Origin of the sequence: Levilactobacillus brevis (genome assembly GCA_021383565.1) — a bacterium.
Classification (GTDB): Bacteria; Bacillota; Bacilli; order Lactobacillales; family Lactobacillaceae; genus Levilactobacillus; species Levilactobacillus brevis_B.
Genome location: CP079699.1, coordinates 245,030 through 271,248, shown reverse-complemented (window position 1 = coordinate 271,248; position 26,219 = coordinate 245,030). Strand labels below are relative to the sequence as shown.

General features: G+C 49.6%; 25 protein-coding genes. 7 read left to right on the top strand and 18 right to left on the bottom strand.

Annotation, left to right across the window (positions count from 1 at the left end; genetic code table 11):
• The first annotated feature begins 93 nt into the window (after positions 1–93).
• Positions 94–474 carry a CidA/LrgA family protein gene (locus tag KB236_01285; protein UIF30256.1) on the top strand — a complete coding sequence of 127 codons (381 nt, stop codon included), beginning with the start codon at positions 94–96 and terminating at the stop codon, positions 472–474.
• Positions 475–498: 24 nt separating this feature from the next.
• Positions 499–1,305 (top strand): antiholin-like protein LrgB, encoded by an 807-nt coding sequence (gene lrgB, locus KB236_01280; GenBank protein UIF29423.1) that lies wholly within the window; start codon positions 499–501, stop codon positions 1,303–1,305.
• Between the two features lie 223 nt (positions 1,306–1,528).
• Here lrgB and KB236_01275 read toward each other — a convergent pair whose 3' ends face one another.
• From KB236_01275 to KB236_01260, 4 genes are all read right to left on the bottom strand, one after another.
• Complete coding sequence (locus tag KB236_01275) at positions 1,529–3,364, bottom strand: APC family permease (protein ID UIF29422.1); 1,836 nt, start codon at positions 3,362–3,364, stop codon at positions 1,529–1,531.
• Positions 3,365–3,887: 523 nt separating this feature from the next.
• Positions 3,888–5,513: a chaperonin GroEL gene (gene groL / locus KB236_01270; protein ID UIF29421.1), complete on the bottom strand. Its 1,626-nt coding sequence runs from the start codon at positions 5,511–5,513 to the stop codon at positions 3,888–3,890.
• 65 nt (positions 5,514–5,578) lie between these two features.
• Entirely contained in the window at positions 5,579–5,863 is a 285-nt protein-coding gene (gene groES, locus KB236_01265) for a co-chaperone GroES (GenBank protein UIF29420.1), read from the bottom strand.
• 271 nt (positions 5,864–6,134) lie between these two features.
• Positions 6,135–6,773: a redox-sensing transcriptional repressor Rex gene (locus tag KB236_01260; protein ID UIF29419.1), complete on the bottom strand. Its 639-nt coding sequence runs from the start codon at positions 6,771–6,773 to the stop codon at positions 6,135–6,137.
• A gap of 444 nt (positions 6,774–7,217) precedes the next feature.
• Between KB236_01260 and KB236_01255 the strand changes: the two genes are divergently transcribed.
• On the top strand, positions 7,218–9,170 hold the full coding sequence (locus KB236_01255; GenBank protein UIF29418.1) for an ABC-F family ATP-binding cassette domain-containing protein: 1,953 nt from the start codon (positions 7,218–7,220) through the stop codon (positions 9,168–9,170).
• Positions 9,171–9,838: 668 nt separating this feature from the next.
• On the opposite strand, the gene KB236_01250 is transcribed toward KB236_01255, so the two are convergent.
• The 5 genes from KB236_01250 to KB236_01230 all read right to left on the bottom strand — a co-directional run bounded on the left by KB236_01250 (position 9,839) and on the right by KB236_01230 (position 13,792).
• A complete protein-coding gene (locus tag KB236_01250; protein ID UIF29417.1) occupies positions 9,839–10,492 on the bottom strand; it encodes a nitroreductase in 654 nt (217 codons plus the stop codon).
• 75 nt (positions 10,493–10,567) lie between these two features.
• On the bottom strand, positions 10,568–11,434 hold the full coding sequence (locus KB236_01245; GenBank protein ID UIF29416.1) for an aldo/keto reductase: 867 nt from the start codon (positions 11,432–11,434) through the stop codon (positions 10,568–10,570).
• A 9-nt stretch (positions 11,435–11,443) separates the two neighbouring features.
• On the bottom strand, positions 11,444–12,301 hold the full coding sequence (locus KB236_01240; protein UIF29415.1) for an aldo/keto reductase: 858 nt from the start codon (positions 12,299–12,301) through the stop codon (positions 11,444–11,446).
• Between the two features lie 14 nt (positions 12,302–12,315).
• On the bottom strand, positions 12,316–12,669 hold the full coding sequence (locus KB236_01235; GenBank protein ID UIF29414.1) for a hypothetical protein: 354 nt from the start codon (positions 12,667–12,669) through the stop codon (positions 12,316–12,318).
• Between the two features lie 256 nt (positions 12,670–12,925).
• Positions 12,926–13,792, bottom strand: coding sequence for a LysR family transcriptional regulator (locus tag KB236_01230; GenBank protein UIF29413.1), 867 nt, complete (start codon positions 13,790–13,792; stop codon positions 12,926–12,928).
• Positions 13,793–13,952: 160 nt separating this feature from the next.
• On the opposite strand from KB236_01230, the gene KB236_01225 reads away from it, so the two are divergent.
• A complete protein-coding gene (locus tag KB236_01225) occupies positions 13,953–14,249 on the top strand; it encodes a Dabb family protein (protein ID UIF29412.1) in 297 nt (98 codons plus the stop codon).
• A gap of 242 nt (positions 14,250–14,491) precedes the next feature.
• Here KB236_01225 and tsaD read toward each other — a convergent pair whose 3' ends face one another.
• The 9 genes from tsaD to tmk all read right to left on the bottom strand — a co-directional run bounded on the left by tsaD (position 14,492) and on the right by tmk (position 21,198).
• On the bottom strand, positions 14,492–15,535 hold the full coding sequence (tsaD, locus tag KB236_01220) for a tRNA (adenosine(37)-N6)-threonylcarbamoyltransferase complex transferase subunit TsaD (GenBank protein ID UIF29411.1): 1,044 nt from the start codon (positions 15,533–15,535) through the stop codon (positions 14,492–14,494).
• A 70-nt stretch (positions 15,536–15,605) separates the two neighbouring features.
• Positions 15,606–16,226 (bottom strand): ribosomal protein S18-alanine N-acetyltransferase, encoded by a 621-nt coding sequence (rimI, locus tag KB236_01215; protein ID UIF29410.1) that lies wholly within the window; start codon positions 16,224–16,226, stop codon positions 15,606–15,608.
• On the bottom strand, positions 16,210–16,932 hold the full coding sequence (gene tsaB / locus KB236_01210) for a tRNA (adenosine(37)-N6)-threonylcarbamoyltransferase complex dimerization subunit type 1 TsaB (GenBank protein ID UIF29409.1): 723 nt from the start codon (positions 16,930–16,932) through the stop codon (positions 16,210–16,212). The genes rimI and tsaB overlap by 17 nt, the downstream gene beginning before the upstream one ends.
• Positions 16,933–17,160: 228 nt before the next feature.
• Complete coding sequence (locus KB236_01205) at positions 17,161–17,904, bottom strand: acyl-ACP thioesterase (GenBank protein UIF29408.1); 744 nt, start codon at positions 17,902–17,904, stop codon at positions 17,161–17,163.
• 5 nt (positions 17,905–17,909) lie between these two features.
• A complete protein-coding gene (gene rsmI, locus KB236_01200; GenBank protein ID UIF29407.1) occupies positions 17,910–18,791 on the bottom strand; it encodes a 16S rRNA (cytidine(1402)-2'-O)-methyltransferase in 882 nt (293 codons plus the stop codon).
• Between the two features lie 16 nt (positions 18,792–18,807).
• Positions 18,808–19,146: a DNA replication initiation control protein YabA gene (locus KB236_01195; protein UIF29406.1), complete on the bottom strand. Its 339-nt coding sequence runs from the start codon at positions 19,144–19,146 to the stop codon at positions 18,808–18,810.
• Positions 19,147–19,172: 26 nt separating this feature from the next.
• Positions 19,173–20,189: a DNA polymerase III subunit delta' gene (gene holB, locus KB236_01190; protein ID UIF29405.1), complete on the bottom strand. Its 1,017-nt coding sequence runs from the start codon at positions 20,187–20,189 to the stop codon at positions 19,173–19,175.
• A gap of 9 nt (positions 20,190–20,198) precedes the next feature.
• Positions 20,199–20,528: a cyclic-di-AMP receptor gene (locus KB236_01185; protein ID UIF29404.1), complete on the bottom strand. Its 330-nt coding sequence runs from the start codon at positions 20,526–20,528 to the stop codon at positions 20,199–20,201.
• 25 nt (positions 20,529–20,553) lie between these two features.
• Positions 20,554–21,198, bottom strand: a complete 645-nt coding sequence (gene tmk / locus KB236_01180; GenBank protein ID UIF30255.1) for a dTMP kinase — start codon at positions 21,196–21,198, stop codon at positions 20,554–20,556.
• An 879-nt stretch (positions 21,199–22,077) separates the two neighbouring features.
• Here tmk and KB236_01175 point away from each other — a divergent pair.
• Genes KB236_01175 through KB236_01165 form a run of 3 tightly spaced genes read left to right on the top strand, consistent with a single transcriptional unit; the run spans position 22,078 to position 26,209 of the window.
• On the top strand, positions 22,078–23,154 hold the full coding sequence (locus KB236_01175) for an IS30 family transposase (protein ID UIF29403.1): 1,077 nt from the start codon (positions 22,078–22,080) through the stop codon (positions 23,152–23,154).
• A gap of 48 nt (positions 23,155–23,202) precedes the next feature.
• Positions 23,203–24,231, top strand: a complete 1,029-nt coding sequence (locus tag KB236_01170; GenBank protein UIF30254.1) for a bifunctional glycosyltransferase family 2/GtrA family protein — start codon at positions 23,203–23,205, stop codon at positions 24,229–24,231.
• Positions 24,224–26,209 carry a glycosyltransferase gene (locus tag KB236_01165; protein ID UIF29402.1) on the top strand — a complete coding sequence of 662 codons (1,986 nt, stop codon included), beginning with the start codon at positions 24,224–24,226 and terminating at the stop codon, positions 26,207–26,209. Before KB236_01170 ends, KB236_01165 begins: the two co-directional genes overlap by 8 nt.
• Positions 26,210–26,219: the final 10 nt, after the last annotated feature.

Sequence of the window (26,219 nt, the reverse complement as noted above, 5' to 3'; positions counted from 1 at the left end):
CTAGCTTTGCGTTTGAAAGGAGATTTTATCTTGGCTCAACAGCATTCAACGACTGAGACGACCGAGGAACAACCGGCACCAATTCTGGTCCAGATGAGTATCTTCGCTGCAATTCTCTTTGTGGCAAGTCTGATCTCTCCTCTGTTCCCCGCCTCGCTCCCCGTCCCTACGCCAGTCATCGGGATTGTGATTCTCTACACTCTACTGGCCACCCATATTTTAAAATTACGTCAAGTTGAAAAATTCGCTGATTTCATGATCAGCCTGATTGCTTTTCTCTTTGTTCCTGCCGGCGTTCAGCTTGCAGCCAGCCTGGATATTTTAAAGGCTCAGGGCTTGCAGATCACGGCCGTCGTATTGATTGCCACCATCGTCATGCTGGTGCTGGTCAGCTACACCGCCGTTGGACTAATCTGGCTTCGGCAACACCTGTTTCACCGTAGTTGTGCGGTGAAGCAAGAGTCGACACTTTAGCGCCTAAACGAAGAAGGTTATAACATGTTAATTTTAGCGGAAAACCCCAATTTAGCGTTGTGGGGCAAATGGCTCGGCGACGGTCTCGGACTCAACGCCGACGGCTCCACCGCTGGTAATGCCATCTTTGGTATCTTCTTATCGCTGGTCGTCTACTTAATTGGTCAGTGGCTCTTCAAGATCAGTAAGGGCTTCTTCCTCTTCCAACCGCTCTTTGTCGGTATGGTTCTCGGTATCCTGGTCCTGTTTCTACTAGCCAAGACCTTCGGCACCTCAACGGAGACCTTCTACCGATCGGCCTACAAGCCCGGGGGCGACATCATCTTCTGGTTCTTAAATCCCGCCACCATTGCCTTTGCCGTACCGCTTTATCGCCGGAACGACATTGTCAAACGCTTTTGGCTAGAAATCATTTTGTCCCTCATCATTGGCCTCAGCATCTCACTGCTGGTGATCTACGAGGCGGCTAAGCTCATTGGCCTCGACACGGTGGGAATTGCCTCCATGCTCCCTCAGGCGGCGACTACGGCCATCGCCATGCCCATCTCCAATGCCATTGGCGGGGTCGGTGCGGTCACGGCGACGGCCTGCATCCTCAACTCCGTCATCATTTACGCGCTGGGCGACTGGCTGGTTAAATTCTTCCGGATTGACAAAGACCCGATTGGTGCCGGATTAGGGTTGGGGACGGCTGGACACACCGTTGGCTCGGCCAAGGCCGTTCAACTGGGCTCCATTCAAGGGTCCATGGCCTCGATTGCGGTGGTCATCATCTCCATTGTGGTCGACCTCCTCGTGCCCCCATTCGCCTCGCTGGTGGGATTGCGGTAGCTTGGTCGCTGCCCTGCCGCTCGCCAAACGCCGGTGTTATTGTAAGCATCACTCCGCCAGAGATTACTAGGGCTGGCGGTGGCCTTCATAGCAGGCACCGACCTCTGGTTTCACAAATTTTAGCGGAAAGAACACTGTTGTTACAGAACCTAATGCGTTAATTCTACTTTTAACCTATGTAAAAGGCCCGCAAAACCAAATTGGTTTTGCGGGCCTTTCGGTACTACTCTTTCAAGTGATAGTTATAAGTCGAGACAATAATGTTTTCTCGTGAGTTCAAGGTCGTCCGTAAGCGTAACGCCGTCTGGTTATGCAGGACGTTTTGCCAAGGATGCCGCGGCACAAACTGTGGAACCAATACCGTGGTGGTAAAGTTTCGTTCAGCCGCCCGTTTGGCAATGACATCACAGAACCGCAACGTTGGCGTCGCAATCGACCGGTAAGACGAGTGAATATCCACGAAACGGATGTCCGGGAATTCTTCTTTGAATTCCTGAGCCGTCTTGTGTTCCTTCTCCGGATTCTCGTCGAAGGACACGTGCATCGCGATGACGTAATCCCCAATGGACCGCGCATAGTTGATGGCCCCGGCCGTCACCCGAGTGATGTTGCTGACCAACACAATGACCGTTGCCCCATCGTATTCGTGCATATCAGCCTTGGTCTTGGCTGCCACCCGCAGTTGCCGAGCAACCTTCTTGTAATGTTGGTGAATGCGGTAGAACAGCAACAGCAGCAGGGGCATGATGATCAGGTATGGCCAAACGTTGGCGAAGTGCAGGAACAAGAGGAAGATGACCAGGACCACCGAAATCAGCGCTCCAATCAAGTTGATAAAGGCCTTCCCCTGCCAGAACCCTTCTCGCGTACGGAACCAGTGAATAATCATGCCAGATTGTGACAAGGTAAACGGTACGAAAACCCCGACCGCATACAGTGGAATCAACAGCGTCGTTTGCCCGTGGAAGATGAAGATGAGGACAATCGCGCCAACCGCCAGGGAAATAATCCCGTTGGAGTAGCCCAACCGATCCCCCCGGTCCAGGTACGCGTGAGGTAAGAACTTATCCTTCGCCAGGTTGTAGGCCAGAATTGGAAAGGCCGAGAACCCGGTGTTGGCGGCAACGGCTAAGATCAAAGCCGTTGACAGTTGTAACAAATAGTAGATAACCCCGTGACCAAAAACGCCGACCCCAATTTGCGAGAGCACCGTTTGGCTGGCTTCGGGCCGAATCCCCATGTAGTAACTAAGGAACGTGATGCCCCCGAAGAAGATGGCCAAGATGGTCGCCATAATTGCCAACGTCGCCGATGCATTGTGGCTCTTGGGCTTCTTAAAGTTTGGCACGGCATTACTGATAGCTTCCACCCCGGTTAGGGAAGAAGACCCAGACGAGAACGCCCGGAAGAACAGCAACAGTGTCATGCCGGAGACGGAACCGCCTAGCCGTGCCGAAGCGTGGTAGGTAATGTTCCCGGTCACAATGTTATAGAAGCCCACCCCGATCATAACGACAATCATCAGAATGAAGAAATAAACCGGACCGGTGAGGAATGCCGCGGATTCGCGCATCCCCCGTAAATTCAACAGCATGATTCCAATCACAATCAATACCGAAACCAACACCGAATAAGGTGAGAGTGCCGGTATGGCCGAGGTAATCGCCTCGGTCCCAGATGTCGTGGAAACCGCCACGGTCAGCATATAATCAACCAGCAGCGATCCCCCGGCAACTAAGCCGGCCGACTGCCCCCAGTTGGTACTGGCAACCACGTAGGCGCCACCACCGGTCGGATAGGCATGGATAATCTGTTGGTAAGAAAGCGTGATCGCAAACAACAGGACTAAGACCAGCGCCGCAACCCACAATTGATACATCAAAGCTGCCGCGGATAAGGTAATCAGAACTGTCGTAATTTGCTCAGTACCATAAGCCACGGAGGACAATGCGTCAGATGACAGTAAGGCCAATGCCTTAAACTTCGTCAGTGCCTGACCGCCTTCATCCATGGTCTTTAGGGGTTTTCCAATCAAAACCCGCTTTAAATAACGCCACATGACTACTTACTCCTTATCCCATAAATAATGAAAACGGGCTTGCACCCGCCTAAAAAGTCTTAATTAATTCGTTCCAAATTCAAACGCAAACGTAATTCTACTACAACTAACTCCACAATACCACTCTTGTTCAGCATAGCAACTAAGAAAACCGCAAATGGTGTGGTATCCCGCAGTGACCGTCAATTCCCCAAGGTTGACCTACGGCAAAAGAAAGCGTTTTACCTGCTATTCATGGGATTGTGAAATTTTATGGGATTTCTTGTTCACTGTTCAAACCGCTGACCAGGGTTCCTCCCGTTCTAAATGGATGCCTACCCAAGCCCACCAGTGACACTGCGTAGAGTGCCTGTTTTCCCAATCTTTCCCGCTTGTTTCTGCTCGGACAACTCACTACGGGGCACCGGTAATAACGCCCGAGACACGTCCCTATCACGCTTAATAACCATATAGAAAAAGGACCAACCGGAAAATCCGATTGGCCCTTTCGCTCAACGCACTAGCGAACTAGTGGGTTAAATTTTTACATCATACCGCCCATGCCTGCTGGGTTAGCAGGTGCTGCAGGAGCTGGGTTGTCTTCTGGCTTGTCGGCCACAACGGCTTCAGTCGTCAACAACAATGCGGAAACAGAGGCAGCGTTTTGCAGAGCAGAACGGGTAACCTTGGTTGGGTCGGTAATCCCGGCCTTAACCATGTCTTCGTATTGGTCGTCGGCAGCGTTGTAACCGATGCCTTCCTTTTCACCCTTGAGGTGTTCAACGACAACGGAACCTTCAACACCAGCATTTTCAGCGATTTGGCGTACAGGTTCTTCCAGGGCACGGAGCACAATGTTAACCCCGGTCTGTTCGTCGCCTTCAGCCTTGACAGCGGCAACGTCCTTGATCACGTTGATCAAAGCAGTCCCACCACCAGCAACGAAGCCTTCTTCAACAGCGGCACGCGTTGCGTTTAAGGCATCTTCAATGCGGTACTTACGTTCTTTCAATTCAGTTTCGGTTGCGGCACCAACCCGAACAACGGCAACCCCGCCGGCTAACTTAGCCAGACGTTCCTTCAACTTGTCACGGTCGAAGTCAGAAGTCGTTTCTTCGATTTGGCCCTTGATTTCAGCAACCCGGTTAGCGATTTGATCCTTAGCACCAGCACCTTCAACCACAGTGGTGTTGTCCTTAGTAACGTTAACCTTTTGTGCTTGGCCTAATTGATCGATGGTCGTGTCCTTCAAGTTGAGACCTAAGTCATCAGTGATGACCGTCCCACCAGTCAGAACAGCGATATCTTGCAAGGTTGCCTTCCGACGGTCACCAAAGCCAGGTGCCTTAACAGCAACCACGTTGAAGGTCCCACGCATCTTGTTCAGAACCAACGTAGGTAAAGCTTCACCGGTAATGTCATCAGCAATGATCAGCAGTGAACGGCTTTGTTCAACAACAGATTGCAACAATGGCAAGATGTCTTGAATGTTGGCAATCTTCTTGTCGGTAATCAAGATGTAAGGGTTGTCCAAGTTGGCTTCCATCTTATCGTTGTCGGTAACCATGTATTGTGACATGTAGCCACGATCGAATTGCATCCCTTCAACGACGTCCAAGCTAGTATCAACACCACGGGATTCTTCAATGGTGATAACCCCATCGTTACCAACCTTTTCCATGGCGTCAGCGATTAACTTACCAGTTTCCTGGCTAGCTGATGAAATAGAAGCGATTTGGGCAATGTCGTCCTTGGTCTTCACGTCATGTGACATCTTGTGTAAACCATCAACGGCGGCCTTCGTAGCCTTTTCGATCCCGCGACGAATGCCGACAGGGTTGGCACCGGCCGTGACGTTCTTCATGCCTTCGTTAACGATGGCTTGCGTCAAAACAGTGGCCGTGGTGGTCCCATCACCAGCGATATCGTTGGTCTTGGAAGCAACTTCGGAGACTAACTTAGCCCCCATGTTTTCGAAGTGATCTTCAAGTTCGATGGACTTGGCGATCGTTACCCCATCGTTAGTGATGGTTGGGTTACCGTAGCTTTGTTCCAAAACCACGTTGCGGCCTTTAGGTCCAAGGGTAGTCTTTACCGTATCAGCTAACTTATCAACCCCGGCAAGCATCTTGCTGCGGGCGTCTTCAGAAAATTTCAATTCTTTAGCCATTTTATTCATTCACCTCATACTAAAATTTTTGAATTATTTGGATAGTCTTCTTAAGTGGGAAAAGATTAGTCGATAACGGCGACTAAATCCTTTTCGTGTAAAACAAGGTAAGTGGCGTCTTGGTACTTTACTTCAGTACCAGCGTACTTATCAAACAATACCTTGTCGCCAACCTTAACAGTTGGGGCTACCTTTTCGCCATTGTCTAACACACGGCCATCACCGACAGCAACAACATTTGCCGTTTGTGGCTTTTCTTGAGCGTTACTTGCGAGCACAATGCCGCCAACCGTGGTTTCTTCTTCTTCTGGTTGATCCAAAATGACGCGGTCTCCTAATGGTTTTAACACTTGAATCCCTCCAATAAACTTACTTTTTAGCACTATTAGCACTTGACTAACATAAGTGCTAATCAACAATATCTAATATATGGTTTTTCCCTATAAAAATCAAGGAATTTGACAAACAAATTCCGGGTAACCACCGCGCTGGCCCGTGACGCCTAGGGTTCCAAGCTTTTCAACTCATCTGGGACGAATGATACGGCGGCCGGCTCATCCCAGGGCTACCCCAAACTTTTGGTCAAAAAAATCGCAACCCCGCAGGATTACGATTCAGTCGTTAGCTTAAATTATTGTAGTGTTCCAGGAAATAAATCAACGTTTGTAGCTCGTTGGTCAAATCCACATTTTGAACCCGGACACCCTTGGGCACCGTGATACGTAGCGGTGTGAAGTTCAAGATCCCTTTGACCCCGCCAGATACGGCTTCATCGGTGACCTCTTGGGCCACTTGCGAGGGAACCGTCAAGATGGCCACTTCAATCTGCTGTTCTTCCAGTTGGGTCCGCAGATCCGTCATCGGATAGATTGGCACCCCGCTTTGAATCGTGTTGGCAATCTCTTGCTTCACGTCAAAGGCGGCACTGATCCGGACGTTACTGTCCTGGTGGAAATTAAAGTTCAACAGCGCATGGCCTAAATTTCCTACCCCAATCAGGGCAACACTGGTAAGGCGGTCCTGATTCAAAATCTTCTTAAAGAACTTGATTAAACTTTCAACGTCATAACCGTATCCCCGCTTACCGAGCGCACCGAAATACGAAAAGTCTCGACGAATTGTTGCGGAATCGACCTTAACGGCTTCGGACAATTCAGTCGAAGACACTCGGGTCTTATCAGCGTCTAGCAAAATATTGAGATAGCGATAGTAGATGGGCAAACGTTTGGCTGTCGCCCGAGGGATTTTTTGTTCTGTCAAAAACGAGACCTCCTAATCAAAGAAACGGGCTACCATTCACAAGCGATAGCCTAATATTTAAATAATTGTCTGGATTGTGAAATCAACTTTCTTATAGATTATAGCATAACCGTTCATCTTGTGAAAGAATTTGCAAGTTTTTTTCACAATTTATTTGCTTATTTCGGTCTCTCTATAGAATATGCTAAAATAGTGCTTAGACGTGTTCCGTGGGATGACCGGTTCAGCGCCGTTCTCGTGAACCCTACTAACTGTGCCACCTACTGACGAGTTTGTAACGCTGCTTCACCATCTGCCACTGGGCTTCCGTGGTAATCGTCGCTGGTCGCAAAATCCACCAGAGCTACGAACACCATCGTATCAGTATGGCCAATTTTAACCTGATTTTCAACACTTAAACTATCTTACTAAAAATGAAACCCCAACAAAGGAGGTTGGCTCACTGTGATTCTTTTACAAGTTCAACAGGTCACGCGGCGTTTTGGCGCCAGTGTCCTCTTCGAAAATGTCAGTATGGATGTACCCGAGCACGGTCGCGTGGCCCTTGTCGGCCGTAACGGTGCCGGGAAATCTACCCTATTAAAAATGATCGCTGGCGAAACGTCGCCGGACGTCGGTCAGATTACCACCAAACGTGGACTGACCATGGGCTATCAAGCCCAGAATGCCGGTCTGTCCTCGACCAAGACCGTTTGGAACGAGATGCTTAGCGTCTTTGCCAAGCTCATCGCCATGGAAAAACGCATGCACGAGCTCGAACAACAGATGAGTGATCCCGCCGTTATCGCCGATCAGGAACAGTTTGATCAGATCAGCGCAAACTATGACCAATTGCAACAAGACTTCAGCGACCAAAACGGTTACGGCTATCAGGCCGAGATTCGTGGCGTCCTGCACGGTTTCGAATTTGGTGAAGACTACTACGATAAACCGATTAACGAGTTATCTGGTGGTCAACGCACCCAACTGGCCCTGGCCAAGCTCCTCTTGGAACGACCAGACCTGTTAATTTTGGACGAGCCGACCAACCACTTGGATGTGGAGACGTTAACCTGGTTAGAAGGCTACCTGCAAGGTTACCCCGGCGCCATCCTCGTGGTTTCCCATGACCGGTACTTTCTCGATCACGTGGTCAACGACGTCTACGATATGGCGCACGGCGGACTTGACCATTATCCCGGCAACTACTCACACTACATCGCGGATAAGGCTGAGCGCCTGCGGTTGGCTTGGAAGGAATACGACAAGCAACAGGCTGAGATCAGTAAGCTGGAAGACTTCGTCAACAAGAACATCGTCCGGGCATCCACGACCAAGCGGGCCCAGGCACGGCGGAAACAATTGGAAAAGATGGACCGCATGGATCGACCAGAAGGCGACGAGAAGGCCGCGCGCTTCAGCTTCCGGCCTAAACGTCAGAGTGGTAACGTGGTTCTCGACGTGGTCAACGGCGCCGTGGGTTATGACGGACAGGCACTGGCCGCACCGGTCAATTTGGACATCAAGAAGCACCAAGCCGTCGCCATTGTCGGCCCCAACGGGATTGGAAAATCCACCCTACTGAAGACCATCTTGGGGCGGATTCCCGCCATTCAAGGTCAGATTATCTTTGGAACCGGCGTAGATACCGGCTACTACGACCAGGATCAAGCCACGCTGCACGACAAGAAATCCGTCCTGCACGAGTTGTGGGACGACCATCCCACCACGCCCGAGGGCGATATTCGCTCAATTCTGGGTAGCTTTCTGTTTACCGGCGCCGACGTGGACAAGAGTGTCCATAGCCTAAGCGGGGGCGAGCGAGCCCGCTTGCTGCTGACCAAGCTTGCCATGCGTCACGACAACTTCCTCATGCTCGATGAACCGACGAACCACTTGGACATCGACAGTCGAGAGGTCTTGGAGACCGCGCTCAACGAATTCGACGGGACTATTCTCTTCGTTTCCCACGACCGATACTTCATCAACCAAGTTGCCACACAAGTCGTCGAGCTCAGTCCCGAGGGCACCACGCGGTACCTGGGGAATTACGACTACTACGTTTCCAAGAAGGCCGAACAAGATGCCTACGCGGCCAAGGAAGCCGCCGAAGCGGAGGAAGCCCACCCCACCGTTGTCGCCCCGAAGCAGACGCAAGTCGACTACCAAGCGCAAAAAGATCAGGCCAAGGCCAAACGAAAGCTTAGCCGGCAAGTCACGGCTCTCGAAGAAAAAATGGGCGAGTTAGAGAAACAAAAAACGGCCGTGGAAACCGAAATGAGCCAAGAAGAAAACTTCAACGATGCTGGCAAGCTGGCCGACCTTCAGAACCAGCTCACCACCGTTACCACGCAACTCAGCGAAACGGAAGACGCGTGGACCGAAAAGAGTCTGGAACTGGAAGATTTCGCGGATTAAGGCCGAGATGAGTTTTAAGCGGAACCGGCCGTCTTTGGGCACACGTTTCGACTCTCTAAAATAAAAATACAAGCGTTACCCCGTTTATTCATAAAATCAGTGTCGGGTCCTTAATGATTAAGGGTCGGCACTGATTTTTTTAGCTCATTCGAATCCCCGACTTGCACAAAAATCAGCGATTACTCGAACCTTCATCAAGAACCTTGTCTCAACAACCGACAAAGTCTATAATTCTAGATGATTTCAGGGGAGAAACATTTGCATTTTAATTCAGCACGGATACTCGAATTACGCCGAGAATACGCGTGACACGGGGAGAAGTCTTTTAATGAAAAAGGTATTTAATCAATATTTTCAGGATAGTTTCGCGAAAACAAACGGTCTATTTAAGAATTATTCCAAGTGGTTTAGACGGTTAGTCCTTGGGCGGGGCCGGTACTAACGCTCCAACTCATCTTCGTTTTCCTGCCCGAATCGCTACCCGTTTTTCTGCTTGAGGTTCTAGGGCTCACCTATTTAATCCTCACATTTGCTCTATTTCTGGTGGAATCCATCATTCACGGGGTAAGGTAAATAATTAGAGCGTTCGCTCAAAGAAAAAACTGCCAGTCCGAATAAATCGGCTGACAGTTTTCTTCTATTTACTGGTGTAAGAGCCATTCAGTCGGCTAGTCATGAAACGTCGTCATCTGATCGATCGGTAATCGCGTAGATGTAATCCGATTAACCGCCGCCTCCGCATCACGATACCCTAAGCCAATCCCCATGATGAGCTTCTCGCCATTTTCCAGCTGAATATTGTGCCGAACTTCCTCCGGAAAACTGACGAACTGATAAGCGGGCATGGAATCAATGCCGGCATCTTTAGCCGCTAACATCAGCGCCATGCCAAATGCCCCCAAGTCGTATAGGGACCACTCCGAGTAGCCTTCAGGTAACGTCAGGTAGACGATGGCCTGGGCATTATAGAGTTTACCCGCGGCATCCCCCATAATCTTCTGCCAATCGGGGCCAACCGACTGGGCAATGCCATCGGACCACGCCTGCATATTATCCTGTGCTTGTGCGGACCAAGCCGACCGCGCCATTACGGGTAAATCGGAATGACCATGTTCGCCGACATCCCCCAGGTGTTGGTGCTCTTGGCGAATGCTTTGCCGCGTCTCACCCGTGACCACGTGGACCTGATAAGGCTGCGAATTCACCCAAGATGGGACCTCTTCTGCCGCAGAAATAATTTTCTCCAGCGTGGCCTTGGGAATTTGTTGATCTGTAAACCACCGCGTTGCGTGACGTTCATTTAAAGCTTGATAGACATCCATTTAATTATCTCCTAACATCCAGCCTTCTTAGGTCTACTGTACCCCTGTGACCCTGGTTTCTGTCAGCCTGAACCCTTATGATCTAGCCGTGTCCGGATCAAATTGGAATCCGCCACTGTACGGGGCTTCGTCGATGGCCTGCATCTCAGCCGACGTCAACGCAAAATCGAAATCATCCAAGTTAGCCTGCATATGCGCATCACTGGTCGACTTGGTCAAAGGGATAATGTTCTTTTGGATCAGCCACCGTAAAATCACTTGTGAGGGTTGCTTGCCATATTTTTGAGCGATCTGGTTAACCGTCGCGTCTTGTAAGACGTTGCTGTCCGGCCCACCGAAGGGACTCCAGGCTTCAACCTGAATGTCTTGGGACTGGGCGTACTCAGCCGCTGCCGTCTGGGCAAAGCCAGGATGATATTCGATTTGATTTAGCATAGGCTTAATCTCACTATCCTCGACCAATGCCTTCAGATGATGCGCCAAAAAGTTAGAAACGCCAATGGCTTTGATCTTACCAGCACGATACAACTCTTCCAAGGCACGCCAAGTATCAGCGTTTAGTTCGCGCCAATCGTCATGCCACTTGGCATTGGCCGGCCAGTGAATGAGGTAAATATCAACATAGTCCAAACCTAACTTGTCCAACGACGCATTAAAGGCCTGTAGCGTCTGCTGATAGCCCCGATGACTGTGCCAGGCTTTCGTGCTAACCAGAATATCCTCTCGTTTGAGGTTGTTTTCGGCCATTGCCTCACGAATCCCCTGACCCACACTCACTTCATTGCCGTAGATTTCAGCCGTATCGATCAGCCGATACCCATTTTTGATTGCCTTTTTAACCGCTGTCACGGTCTCGTGGCCGTCCGGAATAATCGTACCGAAGCCAACTACCGGGACCTTGTAACCATTATTTAACGTATAAGTTGAAGTCATATCCATCATTATTTGCTCCTATTCTACTGAAAATTGCTTTGACATGTCTAACATGGCTTGAAAATCCTTGGCATCTTCTGGCATGTTGAACCCGTTGCCCGTATTCAATGTCGCGATTTTAGCCATTTCATCATCGCGTAAATCGAAATCAAAGATAGCCAGATTTTCCTTCAGCCGGTTAACGTGGACGCTCTTGGGAATGGCAACGATGTCGCGTTGCATCAACCAACGAAGAATCACTTGGGCCGTCGATTTACCGTGAGCTTGCGCAATTTCCTTTAATTCTGGTAGCTCAAATACCTGATGATTGCCCGAAGAGAATGGTGCCCAGGCTTCCATTTGAACATCATAATCGATCATGGCTTGTTGGTCCGCCTCACGTTGGTTAAAGACGTTGGCTTCAATCATGTTCACGGCTGGCTTAACGTCCGTGAAATTAATGAGATCAACCAGCTTTTGTTGGGTGAAATTGTCGACCCCAATGGCCCGAACCTTGCCGGCACGATAGGCTTCACTCAGGTAGCGCCAAGCACCATAATAATCGCTTATCGGTTGATGGATTAAATACAAATCTAAGTAATCCAAGCCTAAATTAGTCAAAGACCGTTCAAGACCTCGTTGGGCCCCCTCATAGGAGTTGTCGGTCAGCCACAGCTTTGATGTCACGAAGAGTTCCGACCGGTCAACCCTACTACGCTTGATGGCACGCCCAACCGCCTGTTCATTGCCATACGCGGCAGCCGTATCAATCAACCGGTAACCCAACTTAATGGCTTGATAAACGGCCTCCTCGGCTTCGGCCAAATCCGTTACCCGAAAGACGCCTAAGCCTAACTTAGGCATTTTGATCCCATTGTTTAAAGTTGTAAATTCCATTTTAATAATCTCCTTTAGTGATTTTCGGTCAGTTGAAATCTTAAATAGTCAATCCCAGCAATCTGTCGCTCGTATTGGTGAATCGCGGCTAACCGTTCTTGCCGATGCTGGGTTAGTATCGCAATCAGCTTGACAGGCGGCCCCTGTTTCCGCAGATTAAGTGCTAAAAAATCTTCAATTTCATTTGAAGAAAATCCAATTTGTTGTAGCCGGATCATCAGCCGCAACGCTTCGATATCAGCCAACGTATAGGTTGCCGGCGTGAGCTGACCTGCAAACTGCTTCACTCGCCACGACTCATAATCCGATAAAAGTTGACTGGGAAAATGATACTTGGCCTGAACATCATCTTGGTTCACTAATCTCACCGCTTTCTCCTGAACAACCAATTGCTCAAAATTTTCTCACTTAGTAAAACCATCAGTGGTGATGCCCTTGCTAATCGATGCCTGTAGTGTATCGCGATTTTTTAGATATGTTAAATGCCTATTTTGGCTGATTAGAAATACGTATTTTAAATATCTAAAAAGCGGCCTGGGATGTCTTATCCCGGGTCGCTTGACGTCTGTTCTTAAATAGTCGAAGCGCCTGGGATAAAACCGCCCAGGCGCTTTCGCGTCACCTTTAGTTTTTTTCTTGCCGGACAAATTCAATAAATGCTTTTGTTGCCGCCGAATGTGGCTGCTGACCTCGCCAGGCTAATACCGAATCTAATTTTAGTGCCGGCTCTAATGGCACAAAGGTTAAGTGGTCAAAGGTCTGATTGAGCTTTAAACAAATCACGACCCCGTGATTTTGTTGCGCCAGCATCGCCGCACTATAAAGCAGATTATAACGGGCCTTGTTCCGCATCTTGACTGCGTAATCTCCCGACCAGCTGACGAGTTCATTTTGAACCACCCGATCGGCAATCGTGATGACGCGAGTCCCAACCAGATCACCCGGGCGAATGGCATCATAGCTCGCAAATTTTGAGTCCTGATGCGCTAAGATTCCCCACTCTTCTTGACTCTCCAGACGAACAAAGTCATATTTACCAATCTCAACCGGTTCGATGAGTAACCCCAAGTCTAAAACACCCTGTTCAATCCAACCTTTAATGTCGTCATTATTACCGCTTCTCAAGTTAAATTTGACTTGGGGATGCTGCTCCTGAAACGCATCAATTAATTTCGCGACTTCCGCCATACTATGAAGTTCACTACAGCCAATGGCAATCGTTCCCGCGAGTTCCTGCTTTTCTTGTAGCTCGTCTCGCGCCCGTTCTAGAATATTCACCATATCCTGGGCCCGCCGGCGAAAGAGCAAGCCTTCCCGCGTTAGATAAATACTATGATTGCTCCGGCGAAACAAGTCGACTTGTAGCTCAGCCTCTAATCCCTTTAATTGTCGCGACAAGGTCGGTTGGGTCATATGAAGCAAAGCCGCCGCCCGCGTCACATTTTCCTCACGCGCCGTAATTAAAAAGTAATTGAGCACCCGGATATCCATTTATCCTCACGTCCTTTATGGTTTATTTAGCCATATTTTAGCATAGATATACAAAATACAAATAACTAATCTAAGAAATTAAGCATTTTAAACTTAATGGCTTTTCGTTTAAACTAATGGCAATGCTTAACAACTAACCCTAAACTTGGAGGAATCAATCATGATCAAACACATTTTTATTGCAACGATTAAGCCTGGCGTGTCAGATGCCAACGTCGAACAAGCCATTCAAAATATGAAAGCTATGAAAGACACGGTTCCAGAAATTCAATCTCTGGCGGTTGGCCGCTCGTTGGGCTGGGCTGGTAGTGCCGACACCGTCAGCATGGTAATCGACGTCGCCGACCAGGCTAGTTTCGATCGCTTGATTGCCAGTGATGCGCACCAAAAGGTTAGTGCGACAGCTGGCGAGGTTTTTAGAACCGACAATTTCGTCTTATCACAAATCAGTTATTAAATCGTTAAAATCATTGATCTATCAAAGCAGTCTCATTCTATCAGCTACGCTAACTTGGCCACCGGCATCTTGGACAGGCTGGAATAGAAAACTTACCAGCGCCAATACAATATGCCGGTAGGTGACCACAACTAAAGAATTTACCAAAAAAGATGGTCTCATCTCAACTGGATGAAACCATCTTTTATTTTAGCTAAAATTCGTGTTAATTCATGATGGGCGCCTACTAAAATCGGCACGCTTTACTTCGCCGAATTCGCCGCCCAGTCAAATTCTAGACTCGGATCGGCATTCAACGTGGCATCGGCAAACACCCCGTGCTTGAAGGCGACATAAGCAAAGGCACCGATCATGGCCGCGTTATCGCCACACAACTTCAGCGGGGCCTTGACCAAGTGCGTGGTGGGATTGCTACTGAGGTCGCGTTCCAACCGTTCGCGCAGTCCTTGGTTAGCGGCTACCCCACCGGCTAAGATCAACTGCTTAACCGGATAGTCGGCTAACGCGCGCTGCGTCTTTTCGGCCAAGACATCAACGACGGCTTGCTGGAAGCTTGCCGCCAAATCTTGCTTGCTCAGGGTCTCGCCAATCTGGTCGGCGTGGTGGGTGGTGTTGATGAAGGCACTCTTCAACCCGCTGAAGCTAAAGTCAAAGTTGTCGTCCTTCTCCATGGCCCGTGGAAAGTCAAAAGTATCTTTCCCCTGGTGGGCCCATTCATCAACCGTCTTACCGGCAGGATAGTTAACGCCCATTACTCGGCCGACCTTATCGTAGGCCTCACCGGCGGCGTCATCACGGGTCTCGCCAATAATTTCAAATTCATTCTCGGCTGGCATGTAAACTAACTCCGTGTGCCCACCGGAGACCAATAAGGCTAAGGCTGGGAATTCAATGGGTTCCACGTAACGGGCCGCGTAGATGTGACCAGCCATGTGATTGACCGGGATCAACGGCAAGTTGTGGGCAAAGGCCACCGTTTTAGCCGCCGTAACCCCAATTAGGAGTGCTCCGACCAAACCGGGACCATATGTGACCGCCACGGCATCCAAGTCATCGTACCCCACTTGGGCCTCGGCCAACGCATCCTTGATGCACAGCGTCACTTCTTCAATGTGATGACGACTGGCCACTTCGGGAACCACGCCACCGAACCGTTGATGACTCTTGATCTGCGTCGCCACAATGTTCGACAGAATCTTATGGCCATCCTCAATGACGGCGACACTCGTTTCATCACAACTCGACTCAAACGCTAAAATCAAATTTCGCTTTTCCGTTGGACTCACTCCTCTTCATTCCTTCCGATCATCTCACGCAAAAAGCGGGTGGCCAAGTGCCAGCCCGCCATTGCCCTGCTTAGTTCTGTTCTCGAGTCTCTGGTTCGACGCCATCCTGGGCCTCGTCCTCATTTTCATTCAAGAACAATGCCATGTCGGCGGCATCCTCGTGGTCACCAAAGTAGTAGCCACGTTTGATCCCCGTCTGCTCAAATTCCAGATTGCGATAGAGCTTCTGCGCGTTCTTGTTGGAGACGCGAACCTCCAAGCTGACCGTCTTATAATTCAGCTTGCGTGCCTTACGAATCATGATGTCCAGCAAGAAGCGACCGAGTCCCTTATTCTGATAGTCCGGCAAAACCGCAATATTGGTGATGTGGGCGTCCCGGTTCCGCTCGTCAAAGGTGCTACCGATAAACGCCAACAACTTATCATTCTTGCGGATCACCAAGTAGAGTCGATCCTTTTCACGACGCAACTCGTTGGCAAACGCCGTAGAATCCCACGGGGCCTGCCCCGAATAGACGGCCCGTTCGATCTCAATCATTTCTGGGATATCGGTGAACAGGGCCTTGGCGACAAAATACGTCACGCCACGCACATCGACCCGATGATTTTTTACATCCATGGTTTCTTCCCGGACGACTTCTCGTCGACTGCCAAATACATTTTTATACCAATTTTTAAATTTTTTCAACATACGATCCGGTATCCTCTTCTGGGTTCTTGGCCCGCCATTCGGCTTCGGCCTGCGTCAACCGCAAATAGTTCGGCACGAACCGATCAACATCACTGACAGGCGCCATCTTCTGACCTAACAAACCAATCGTCGCAACTTGCGGCAGGTTCAACCACGGACTAATCGCCGGTGTGGCCGCCGAGACCGTGGTTCCAATCAACGCGCTGAAATGATCGGCATCCCCTAGGAACCACACGGGCTCGCTGTAACCGCCGACCGCCGTCAGAAAGCTGGTCACGTCGGTATGCGCGTCCGCAATCTCAACGGTGGGCACGCCGCCCTTGATCCGGTATAAGCCGGCAAAGACGTTTTGATTACGCGCGTCAAACATCGGCGCAACCAAGGCCCCCTCGACTGGGACGTTCGCCGCCAAGGTCGCCAAACTGGAGACCGCGACTAAATCAATATTTAGCGTGGTGGCCAACGTCTTAGCGGTCGTCACGGCAATCCGAATCCCCGTGTAGGACCCGGGACCGGCCGCCACCACGATCCGATCCAGATCGGTGGGCTTTAAATCCGCCATTGCCAAGAGCCGTTCAATCTCCGGCAACAGATATTCCGCGTGTTTCTGATGAACCGTGACCGTAATGGCCGCCAAGACCGTTGTGTCATCCAAGACGGCAACACTGAGCGGACGATTCGATGTGTCAATTGCTAAAATCTTCATATTTGCTTGGGTTCCCCTTCATGTGTATGGTGACCACTGCCGAGACCAGGAGATGGCAAAAGCGGCGGCTGGCTAGCGGCTCACCGCTTTTCCCGGTACCCGGTTACTTACTTTTCTTCGTGTACTGTTCATATCAGTGTCCTATATTACCACAAAGACCGGTCGACAACATCTTCTCTGCCTATCTTTGTCAAAAATAAACACTTTTTCATGATTAGCCGCGTCGCCCTATTCAACAGCCTGCCAAGTCAGTGTGGCGAGCACCGCCGTGGTGGTGCCAATCTTGACCGCGTGTTGCGTGGTCGTTGGCGTGCTGTGCGTGACCTCACTCGTCACCTGATGGCCGTACTTGACTTCATTTTCGAAACGAATCCGGACATCGACAACTTGATGTTGCCGTAGCCAATCGGCTGGCAACGTGTCGAGCATCCAATCGAAATAGTGGGCATTGTTCACGTGGCCATTCTCATCGATATCGAAGTAGCGCACCGTGTAGGGTTTCACGTAACTGGTGGCCGTCTCATCGCGGCGATCTGGCCGGGGCAGTCGCGGCAAGCGTTTCACCGGTGCCGTGCCGTATGGCGCCATGATGGCGGCCGGAATCGTCGCAATCTTACGGGTGGCATAACTCATTGTCACCCAGATGCCTTCGCCATAGGCCAACTGCTCGCCCTGTGCGTCTAATAACCAATACTCGCGGTAGGCAAAGTATTTGTTAAAGGCCGTCGCACGCGTCTTCAGCGTCACCGTATCACCAATCTTTGGCAAGTGGTCCACTTGTAAGTGGTACTGGGTAACGACCCAGCCTACGCCCAGGCGGTGGATGTCCGCTGGCGTCAGCTTTAGCGCGGCGTTCTGGTCCTCGGACACCAGCACGAACAGATTAATCAGCATCGCCAATGTTAAATGGCCGGTGTCGTCGGCTTCGTAGTAGACGACCCGGTGCGGTTCACGAAATTCATTTTGGGCCACGCGGGTCACTCCTCATCTAAATGGTGGTAAGTTCGGTAAACATCTTGTTTCTTCAAGCCGCGGAGATTGGCGACTTCCTTGATGGCCGCATTGGGCTTGTCGCCGGCCGCAATCAGCCGGTCGACTTGCGTCTCAATGGGTTCACTCAGATCGACAGCCGTGGTCGCGGTGGTCGTGGGATGTGGATTGCCACCGACTAGGACGACAAATTCCCCCCGCACCGTATCCGTGGCGGCCCATTCGGCCAGGTCACTCAGGCTCCCGCGGAGAAATTCCTCATAGCGCTTGGTCAGTTCACGACATAGGACGGCCGGACGATCGGCCCCCATACCATCGGCGAGATTCTTCAGGGTCTTCTTCAACCGATGTGGGGCCTCATAAAAGATCAGGGTCTCGGGCCGCTGTGCCAATTCGTCAATTTCCGCCCGTTGATCCTTGGGCTTGCGGTCTAAAAAACCATAGAAATAAAATGGCTGCGGCACTAGTCCCGACGCAATCAGCGCCGTCAGTCCCGCATTAGCTCCGGGTAACGGCACCACCGGAATGTGGGCCGCGATACAGGCGTTGACCAGCTCGTGCCCGGGGTCCGAAATGGACGGCATCCCCGCGTCACTCACCTGCGCGATCTGCAGACCCTGCTGGAGTTTAGCCACCAACTGGGGAATCCGCTCCTGCGTGTTGTGTTCATGAAAGCTGATTTGTTTGGTCTCAATTTCAAAATGATTTAACAGTTTTTGCGTATTCCGCGTGTCTTCGGCGGCAATCAGATCGACGGCCTTCAGCGTCTTCACGGCGCGAAAGGTCATGTCATCGAGGTTGCCGATCGGCGTGGGCACCAGATATAAGTGGCCGCTGTCTGCGGCTTGAAAACTACGTTGACGTTCCATGTATGGTGCGGACCTCCTACTGATCACGATAGATAACTTCTAGACAAAAGGCGCATTCCTCGTCCTGTTTACGCCGGGTTCCGTAAAACTCACGGCAAACGTGGAAGCCCTCTTCGTATAATTTCTCCAAGATTTGCCGCGACTTGGACAAGCCCTGCGGCGTCTCCGGGTCCTCGGGTAAGTTCCGTTGGAGCTCCCGGAGAAGATCGCGGAGATGTTGATTTTCGATTTCTAACTCGGCATTTTGCTCAAAGACTTGGGTCATCTCGCCTTGTAAGTCAGTGAATTGGGCGAGCACTTCTTGTAATTGGCTCTCGAGCTGCTTAAATTGATCGTATACTTCTTGTTTTTCCAAGTTGCCACCCCTCCAATGCTGACTAATCAGCGCGAAATCTGCGATAGGATCTGTAAGGTCAAGGCTTCTAAGATGCCTTGAAAGTTCATGTTGCCGGCCAGCTGACTCCGCGTCTCCAACGTCAACGTCATGATGGCCACCAACTGTTCAATGCTCAGGCGCCGCGCCATTTCACCACTGACCTTAGCCACTTGGGGAAAGGCCAGTCGTTCGGTGGGAACGGTCGCGTTTTGCTGGCGTAAGACATCGTGCCAGACTTGGACCACCATGTCGAGGAGTGTCCCCTGCAAATCGCGATTCGTGCCCAGCGGTAATAATTCCGTCTGGACGCGAACAAAGGCGCGTTCATCACCCGCGCAGGCCGCCGTGAACCATTGACCAACGCTGGTCTGGGCGTTCTTGAGCCAGTCCTCGGCAGTCAACGCCTTAGCCGCCTGAACACTCTCCGTCAGAGTCGCCAACAGGTGGCGCTGACTGGGCGCAATGCCGGCCGTCGCCAAGGCATCGGCCAGGGCGCTGGGCGCAACCCGGAGAAAATCGACAATCTGGGTCCGCGAGAGAATCGTAGGCAGAATCAGATTCTTGTTGGCCGTCAACAGTAGGGCCACCGTATTGCCCACCGGTTCTTCGATGAACTTCAGCAGACTATTGGCCGCCCCGGTAGTCATCCGTTCCACCTGATCGACGATGAAGATCTTCTGATTACCTTCAACGGCACTCTTGGTGAACTCGGATTTTAGGTAACGGACCTGATCAACCTTGATGCGCTGACCGTCGGGAATCACCGTCACCACATCGGGATGGTCACCCGCCATGATCCGCCGACACTCGGAACACTGTCCACATGGCAGGCCATCCGCTGTGACATTTTGGCAAAATAACCGCATGGCAATGACCTGCGCCAACTGTTGTCGCCCGGTGCCGTCCGCCCCATTGAAGAGGTAGGCGTGGGCCAGTCGGTTCTCGGTAATCAGCGTCATAAAATGGCTTAACAACTGCGGCTGCAAACGCTGGGTCATCGCCACGAGAGATTCTTCGGTCATGCGAGCCTCCTAAAACTGATGGAACTGATCGACGGGTAAGACGAAGACCGTCGCCCCACCGACCTGCACCTCGACGGGATAAGAGGACGTGTTGTCCAACTGGGCATCCAGGTTAACCGGTGGTGTCATGAACTGTTGACGCGTGTGACTGGCCTCTTTAATCATATTCAAGACCTCATCGACACGTTCCTCTTCCACCCCAATCATAAACGTGGTGTTCCCGGACTTCAAGAAGCCACCGGTCGTGGACAACCGCGTGGCCCGAATGTTCTGATCGATGAATTCATTGCTCAGGCGGTTCGCGTCCTTATCTTGGACAATGGCGATTAGTAATTTCATTGCTGTTCCTCCCTCAAATGCCGATTTAAAAATAACGCTTTGCTGTTTGCTTGATGAGTGCCAACGCCTCGGCCACCACTTGTTCGGGGGCTTGCGTGGCATCGATTAACTTGATCCGTTCAGGATGGGCCTGTTGTAGGCGCAGGTAGGCCGCCCGAACCCGGTCGTGGAAGGCTTCCTGCTCAACGTCGAGGCGATCGACTTGGTCGGCCTGGCGGTGTGCTTGAATCCGCCGCAACCCTACCTCGGCGGGAACGTCGAAGTACACCGTCAGCTCGGGCAGTAGGCCATCCGTGGCGAAGGTGTTCATCTCGGCCACGGCGGCCTCGCCAATCTGGCGGCCGGCACCCTGATACGCAATGGAGCTGTCCACGTACCGGTCACACAGAACCAACTGATCGGCTGCCAGTGCTGGTAGAATCGTTTCTGCCAGGTGTTGCCGCCGAGCCGCCGCGTACAACAGGGCCTCGGTGCGGTAATCCATCGCCGTATTCGCCCGGTCCAAAATGATGGACCGAATACTCTCGGAAATCGGGTTGCCCCCCGGTTCCCGGGTAATCGTCAACCGATCACCCAATACGGGCTGAATCTTAGCGGTAATGGCCGCGAGAGCGCTGGTCTTACCGGCGCCATCGGGTCCTTCAAAACTAATAAACGTTCCTGACAACATACTCGACCCCATTTTTGATTGAATACATACATTGTACTTGAATTCAGAATTGATGTCTATTTGCATCGCTTGATTTTGCGGTCGCAACGCCTAAATGATAGTTCGCATCTGCTTATATGGTATGAGGTAATTAATTTATCCACTATTACAATTGTTCTTACCATTTATATAACATCATAATTATTACAAAAATAAATTCAGCTCGTTGTTCACGGATTCTTAGCTTATAATGAAGATATAGTGTTAGTAAACACATTTAACTTAATCATTTTGCATGATGTCCAGTTCTGTAACAACGGGCATTTCCATCTGTAAAGCACCACTAAGTCTCCTTAACCTGGGCCTAACAGTCCCGAACAGGCAAGTTAAATCTTACTATTGGATTATGCACTACATGTATAAAGTGTTTTTCTACACTGAAGCCACTATTTTTTCCACTTGGTCACTATCTTAACCGTGCGGTAGCGTAGTCTTAAGCGTTCGAGCACCTACCGGCAGATTTAGTTACTTTATCTACATCAGTTGCTTTGAGCATTTACCTCACTCAGCATAAATGATATAATGTGCGTTCACGTATATATTGTCCACCAATAAATAGTATTACGATGAATAGTAAAATAGATTAATTACTAGGGGTTAGTCTTGGCTCGAACCCAGAAACGGGGAACTATTATGTTAAGCATCGGCGTTATTATTCCAGCGCTCAATCCAGACGACAAGTTGGTGACGCTAATCAATCAACTCACGACATCGTCAGCATTAAATCCAATCCGCGAATTTTATAATCAAGTTAGCCACCCATGTTGATTGATCAAAAAATGGTCAAAAAAAGACACCAAGACGAAAAATCAGGTATCATTGAAGTTCCAACACTAAACAATGAGAGAGGTTTTCGTCTTGACGCAACAACAGCTTACCACAAATCGTCAAAAGGGTCACCACTTAACTCAAATTGAACGTGGAATGATTGCTTCTCTACACTCCGAAGGCCATTCTGCACGCCAGATTGCATCTATTATCGGTGTTAGTCATCAAACCATTAATAATGAGCTTTCTCGTGGCACTATTAAGCAGGTTAAGAAGATTAACGGAGAGAAGCACTACCTTAAGGTTTATTGTCCTGAAGCAGCTCAGGCTCGCTATGAGGAGAACCGGTCCAATAGTAGACGTCCATTAAAGTTTAAGCAAGTCACCGACTTCCTAGCCTACTTTGATGACAAGTTTCACACGGAGCACTGGTCACCCGACGCAACGGTAGGATATGCTAAAAAGCACCGTTTATTTTCACCTCATAAGATGATTTGTGCGAAGACACTGTACAACTATATTGATGCACAATTATTGGAGATCCGCAATATCGATCTTGTGGAGAAAGTAAGACGCCGAATGGCTCATCATAAAACAACGAAAGTTAAACGGCTGGCCGGTTCTAAAAGTATTGATGAACGCCCCAAGAAGGTCAATAACCGTCATGAGTTTGGACATTTTGAAATTGATACCGTTGTTGGTGAGCGTAATGGTAGCCAGAGCGTCTTGTTGACTTTCACAGAGCGTAAAACACGCTTTGAAATAGTCTGCTTGATTGAGGGTAAAGACGCAGATTCAGTATCGTATGCATTGCGAAATATTGTTAATCAATATGGTGATATTATCAAGACCGTGACGGCAGATAATGGTACTGAGTTTACGACCTTAGAGACTGCACTGAATGGCATAGCTGACACTTATTTTGCCCACCCGTACACATCTTCAGAACGAGGCACTAATGAAGTTCATAATCGGATGCTTCGTCGCTATTTTCCCAAGGGGCAATCACTCGACATTGCCACTCCAAGCCAAGTTCAGATTGCTCAATCGCATCTGAACAACCTGCCTCGGCGAATTTTAAAGTTCAAAACACCAGCCGAAGCTTTTGAAAGAGAAGTCAAGCGTGCTCGCAAGGCTCATACTGCTTAGCTTTCTTCAATTGAAACTCACTGAAACCTTTCCGCCAGCTGTCTTCGCCTGCGCTGGCTAACTTGCACTTGCAATTTGCGATTAAATCCAATCATAGAAGAAATCATTATTGTTGATGATGGCAGTGACACTACCCATCAACCTATCTTCCAACAGTTAGGTCAGCAGTATCCTGAACTGGTTATTTTACACCATCTACATAACCGTGGTAAGGGGGCCGCGTTGAAGACGGCCTTCACTTACGTCCAGCACCATCTGTCAAATCTTGATGGTGTGGCAACGATGGATTCAGACGGCCAACATACCGTCGACGCCCTACAGAGTTGTCTAGAAAAGTTCGCTCAGAATCCCAAGCGACTAGTCATTGGCGTTCGACACTTCACAAATGATATTCCCTTTCGCAGTCAATTTGGCAATCTTTTAACCAGCGGCCTGGTTCGGATCTTAACGCGGCAAAATATATCGGACACTCAGACCGGTCTACGTGTCATTCCAACCACCTACACCACTGCCCTCATTGACTTCCCGGGTGATCGCTTCGAATTTGAATTTGATATGTTGCTTCAGGCAAAAAAATATGCCGTTAAGATTGTTGAGCAACCGATTCCAACGATCTACTTAGAGGGCAATGCGTCTTCGCATTTTCGGGTCGTGCGCGATTCAATTGCCATTTATTCCAGATTTTTAAAATTTGCAGCTAGTGGACTCATTTCATTTTTGGTCGACATTAGCTTATTTTACCTTGTCCTCTTTTTCATCGGTAACCATATTTTAAATAGTATTCTCGTCGCCACTGTCATCTCACGAATCTTATCGTCAATAGTTAATTATTCAATTAATCATCAAGTCGTCTTCAACCGTGCGGGACACCAAACTCTCATTAAGTACGGTTGCTTATTTGTCGCGCAAATGCTGGCTTCTGGGTTCTTCACCGACTTGCTTACAACGTTACTACCAGCCACAAATAGTCAGTTTATGCCGACATTAGCTAAGATAATTGTTGACTTTATCCTCTTTACAATTAGCTATCAGATTCAACGTGACTTTATCTTTAAAGAAGGTCCTCAACATGTCTAACCATCGTCGTGCGCTTTATTTTCTCGCAATCCTCCTATCCGTCATCTACTTATTGTGGCGGATATTCTTTACAATTCCCTGGCACGCCAATATATTCGTCCTGATTTTCGCCCTCTTACTGGTTATTAGCGAAATTCTGTCGAACACGACTGGCTTTATTCTGATTTTCTTTCGTATGCTGTCAACCAAGAAAAAGTGGAACTTAGAGATGCCTGACTATAGCACGACTCAGCCACTGCCAGATGTCGATATTATTATCGTCACTCACAATGAGGAAGTGGACTTACTTCGCAAAACGGTTAACGCGGCCACTTATATCGACTATCCCGATAAAAGTAAAGTCCACGTGGTCATTGCCGATGATGGCAATCGACCGGAAGTTAAAGCGTTGGCGGAACACTACCACGTCGGATACTCCGGTATGGAAGGCAACAAACAAGCCAAATCCGGAAATATCAATCATACTTTGGCGCAACTCCATTCTCCATTATTTGTGATTTTTGACACGGATATGATTCCTTTTTCCGGCTTCTTACGGAATACGGTACCCCTCTTTACCGAAAATTTCCAACAGCTCATCGACGATCCCGACCATACCGAGCCCCTGGGATTCGTGCAAACCCCACAGAGCTTCTACAACGCGGATATTTTTCAATTCAACCTCTTCTCCGAAAAAATCATTCCCAATGAACAGGATTTTTTCTCTCGCGATATCAACGTCCTGAACGGTGGTAATAAACGGGCACTGTTCACTGGGTCCAACGCCGTCTTTCTACGCAAGGCCGTTGATGAAGTTGGCGGATTTCCGACCGATACGATCACGGAGGATTTCGAGCTGGGCACCATGCTCAATATGGCCGGTTACATTAGTCTGGCTACTAAGATTCCGCAATCCAGTGGGATGACGCCTATCGATATGAAGGGGGTCATCAAACAACGAACACGCTGGGCTCGCGGTGTTATGCAAAGCTGTCGGAATTTGCATATCTTTATCAACCCGCACCTATCATTGATGAACCGTATCATTTTAATCAACACCTACTTCTACTGGTGGGCCTTCTTCCGCCGGATGATCTACATGATTGCCCCGATTCTTTACGCCCTATTCAAGATTCAGGTGGTCAATGCCAATTTCTGGATTTTGATGGTGGTCTGGGCACCTGGTTATTTTCTCTTGCACTACGTCATGGGAGATACCTCTGGCATGGGTGACAAGGCGAAGATTCGAAATGAACGGTGGGGAGAAGTCCAGGAAACCTTCTTTGCACCCTACCTGTTCATCCCCGTTATTCTTGAGACACTCGGTATTAAAGCTAAGAAGTTTAAGGTGACCTCGAAGAACGTGACCTACTCGCTCAAAGACAAGCTGTACATTCTTCCCTACCTTATTCTGTGGACGATTACTGTGTTCGCCATTATCAAGTTCAACTATGGTAAATACGGCTCCGAAATTTTAGTCGGTAGTGTCATTACTTTCTGGCTACTCATGCACTTTATTAATTTAAGTATGTGTCTCTTCATCTCACTCGGCCGTCCCGTTTATCGGAAGAATGAGCGATTCATCCGCCGCGTCCCCGGTAGAGTCCAAGGTGACGACGGAAAATGGCACCCCATGCTCACGGAAGATGTGTCCGAAGGTGGGGTAGCCTTCACAACCACTGATGGTCCTGTGGATGATATTACGGAGGATGATGACATCAAACTAACGATTAAACACGGCAAATTTGATGTCAAACTAACCGGAAAAATCGCCCGCATTAGTCATCGGGACGAGACCACAGTTTATAGTGTTCAGGTTCAAGTGGCCCCTGACGAGAACCGTGACCACTACCTCCAATTAATTTACGATGGCGCCAACAAAACATTACCCAGCGTCCAGGATACTTGGGTGACGCCATTCGATGAACTTTATATGAATCTGATCGTGCGAGCCCGAACTTACGAACGAAAACTAAGTCGGCGCTTCAATCGATTCTAAAAGGAGCCGC

What these genes read in the sequence shown, in the direction of transcription:
- KB236_01285 (UIF30256.1), top strand. Translation starts at nt 94, where the DNA reads ATGAGTATCTTCGCTGCAATTCTCTTTGTGGCAAGTCTGATCTCTCCT.
- lrgB (UIF29423.1), top strand. Translation starts at nt 499, where the DNA reads ATGTTAATTTTAGCGGAAAACCCCAATTTAGCGTTGTGGGGCAAATGG.
- KB236_01275 (UIF29422.1), bottom strand. Translation starts at nt 3,364, where the DNA reads ATGTGGCGTTATTTAAAGCGGGTTTTGATTGGAAAACCCCTAAAGACC.
- groL (UIF29421.1), bottom strand. Translation starts at nt 5,513, where the DNA reads ATGGCTAAAGAATTGAAATTTTCTGAAGACGCCCGCAGCAAGATGCTT.
- KB236_01250 (UIF29417.1), bottom strand. Translation starts at nt 10,492, where the DNA reads ATGGATGTCTATCAAGCTTTAAATGAACGTCACGCAACGCGGTGGTTT.
- KB236_01245 (UIF29416.1), bottom strand. Translation starts at nt 11,434, where the DNA reads ATGATGGATATGACTTCAACTTATACGTTAAATAATGGTTACAAGGTC.
- KB236_01240 (UIF29415.1), bottom strand. Translation starts at nt 12,301, where the DNA reads ATGGAATTTACAACTTTAAACAATGGGATCAAAATGCCTAAGTTAGGC.
- KB236_01230 (UIF29413.1), bottom strand. Translation starts at nt 13,792, where the DNA reads ATGGATATCCGGGTGCTCAATTACTTTTTAATTACGGCGCGTGAGGAA.
- KB236_01225 (UIF29412.1), top strand. Translation starts at nt 13,953, where the DNA reads ATGATCAAACACATTTTTATTGCAACGATTAAGCCTGGCGTGTCAGAT.
- rimI (UIF29410.1), bottom strand. Translation starts at nt 16,226, where the DNA reads ATGTTGAAAAAATTTAAAAATTGGTATAAAAATGTATTTGGCAGTCGA.
- tsaB (UIF29409.1), bottom strand. Translation starts at nt 16,932, where the DNA reads ATGAAGATTTTAGCAATTGACACATCGAATCGTCCGCTCAGTGTTGCC.
- rsmI (UIF29407.1), bottom strand. Translation starts at nt 18,791, where the DNA reads ATGGAACGTCAACGTAGTTTTCAAGCCGCAGACAGCGGCCACTTATAT.
- holB (UIF29405.1), bottom strand. Translation starts at nt 20,189, where the DNA reads ATGACCGAAGAATCTCTCGTGGCGATGACCCAGCGTTTGCAGCCGCAG.
- KB236_01185 (UIF29404.1), bottom strand. Translation starts at nt 20,528, where the DNA reads ATGAAATTACTAATCGCCATTGTCCAAGATAAGGACGCGAACCGCCTG.
- tmk (UIF30255.1), bottom strand. Translation starts at nt 21,198, where the DNA reads ATGTTGTCAGGAACGTTTATTAGTTTTGAAGGACCCGATGGCGCCGGT.
- KB236_01175 (UIF29403.1), top strand. Translation starts at nt 22,078, where the DNA reads ATGAGAGAGGTTTTCGTCTTGACGCAACAACAGCTTACCACAAATCGT.
- KB236_01165 (UIF29402.1), top strand. Translation starts at nt 24,224, where the DNA reads ATGTCTAACCATCGTCGTGCGCTTTATTTTCTCGCAATCCTCCTATCC.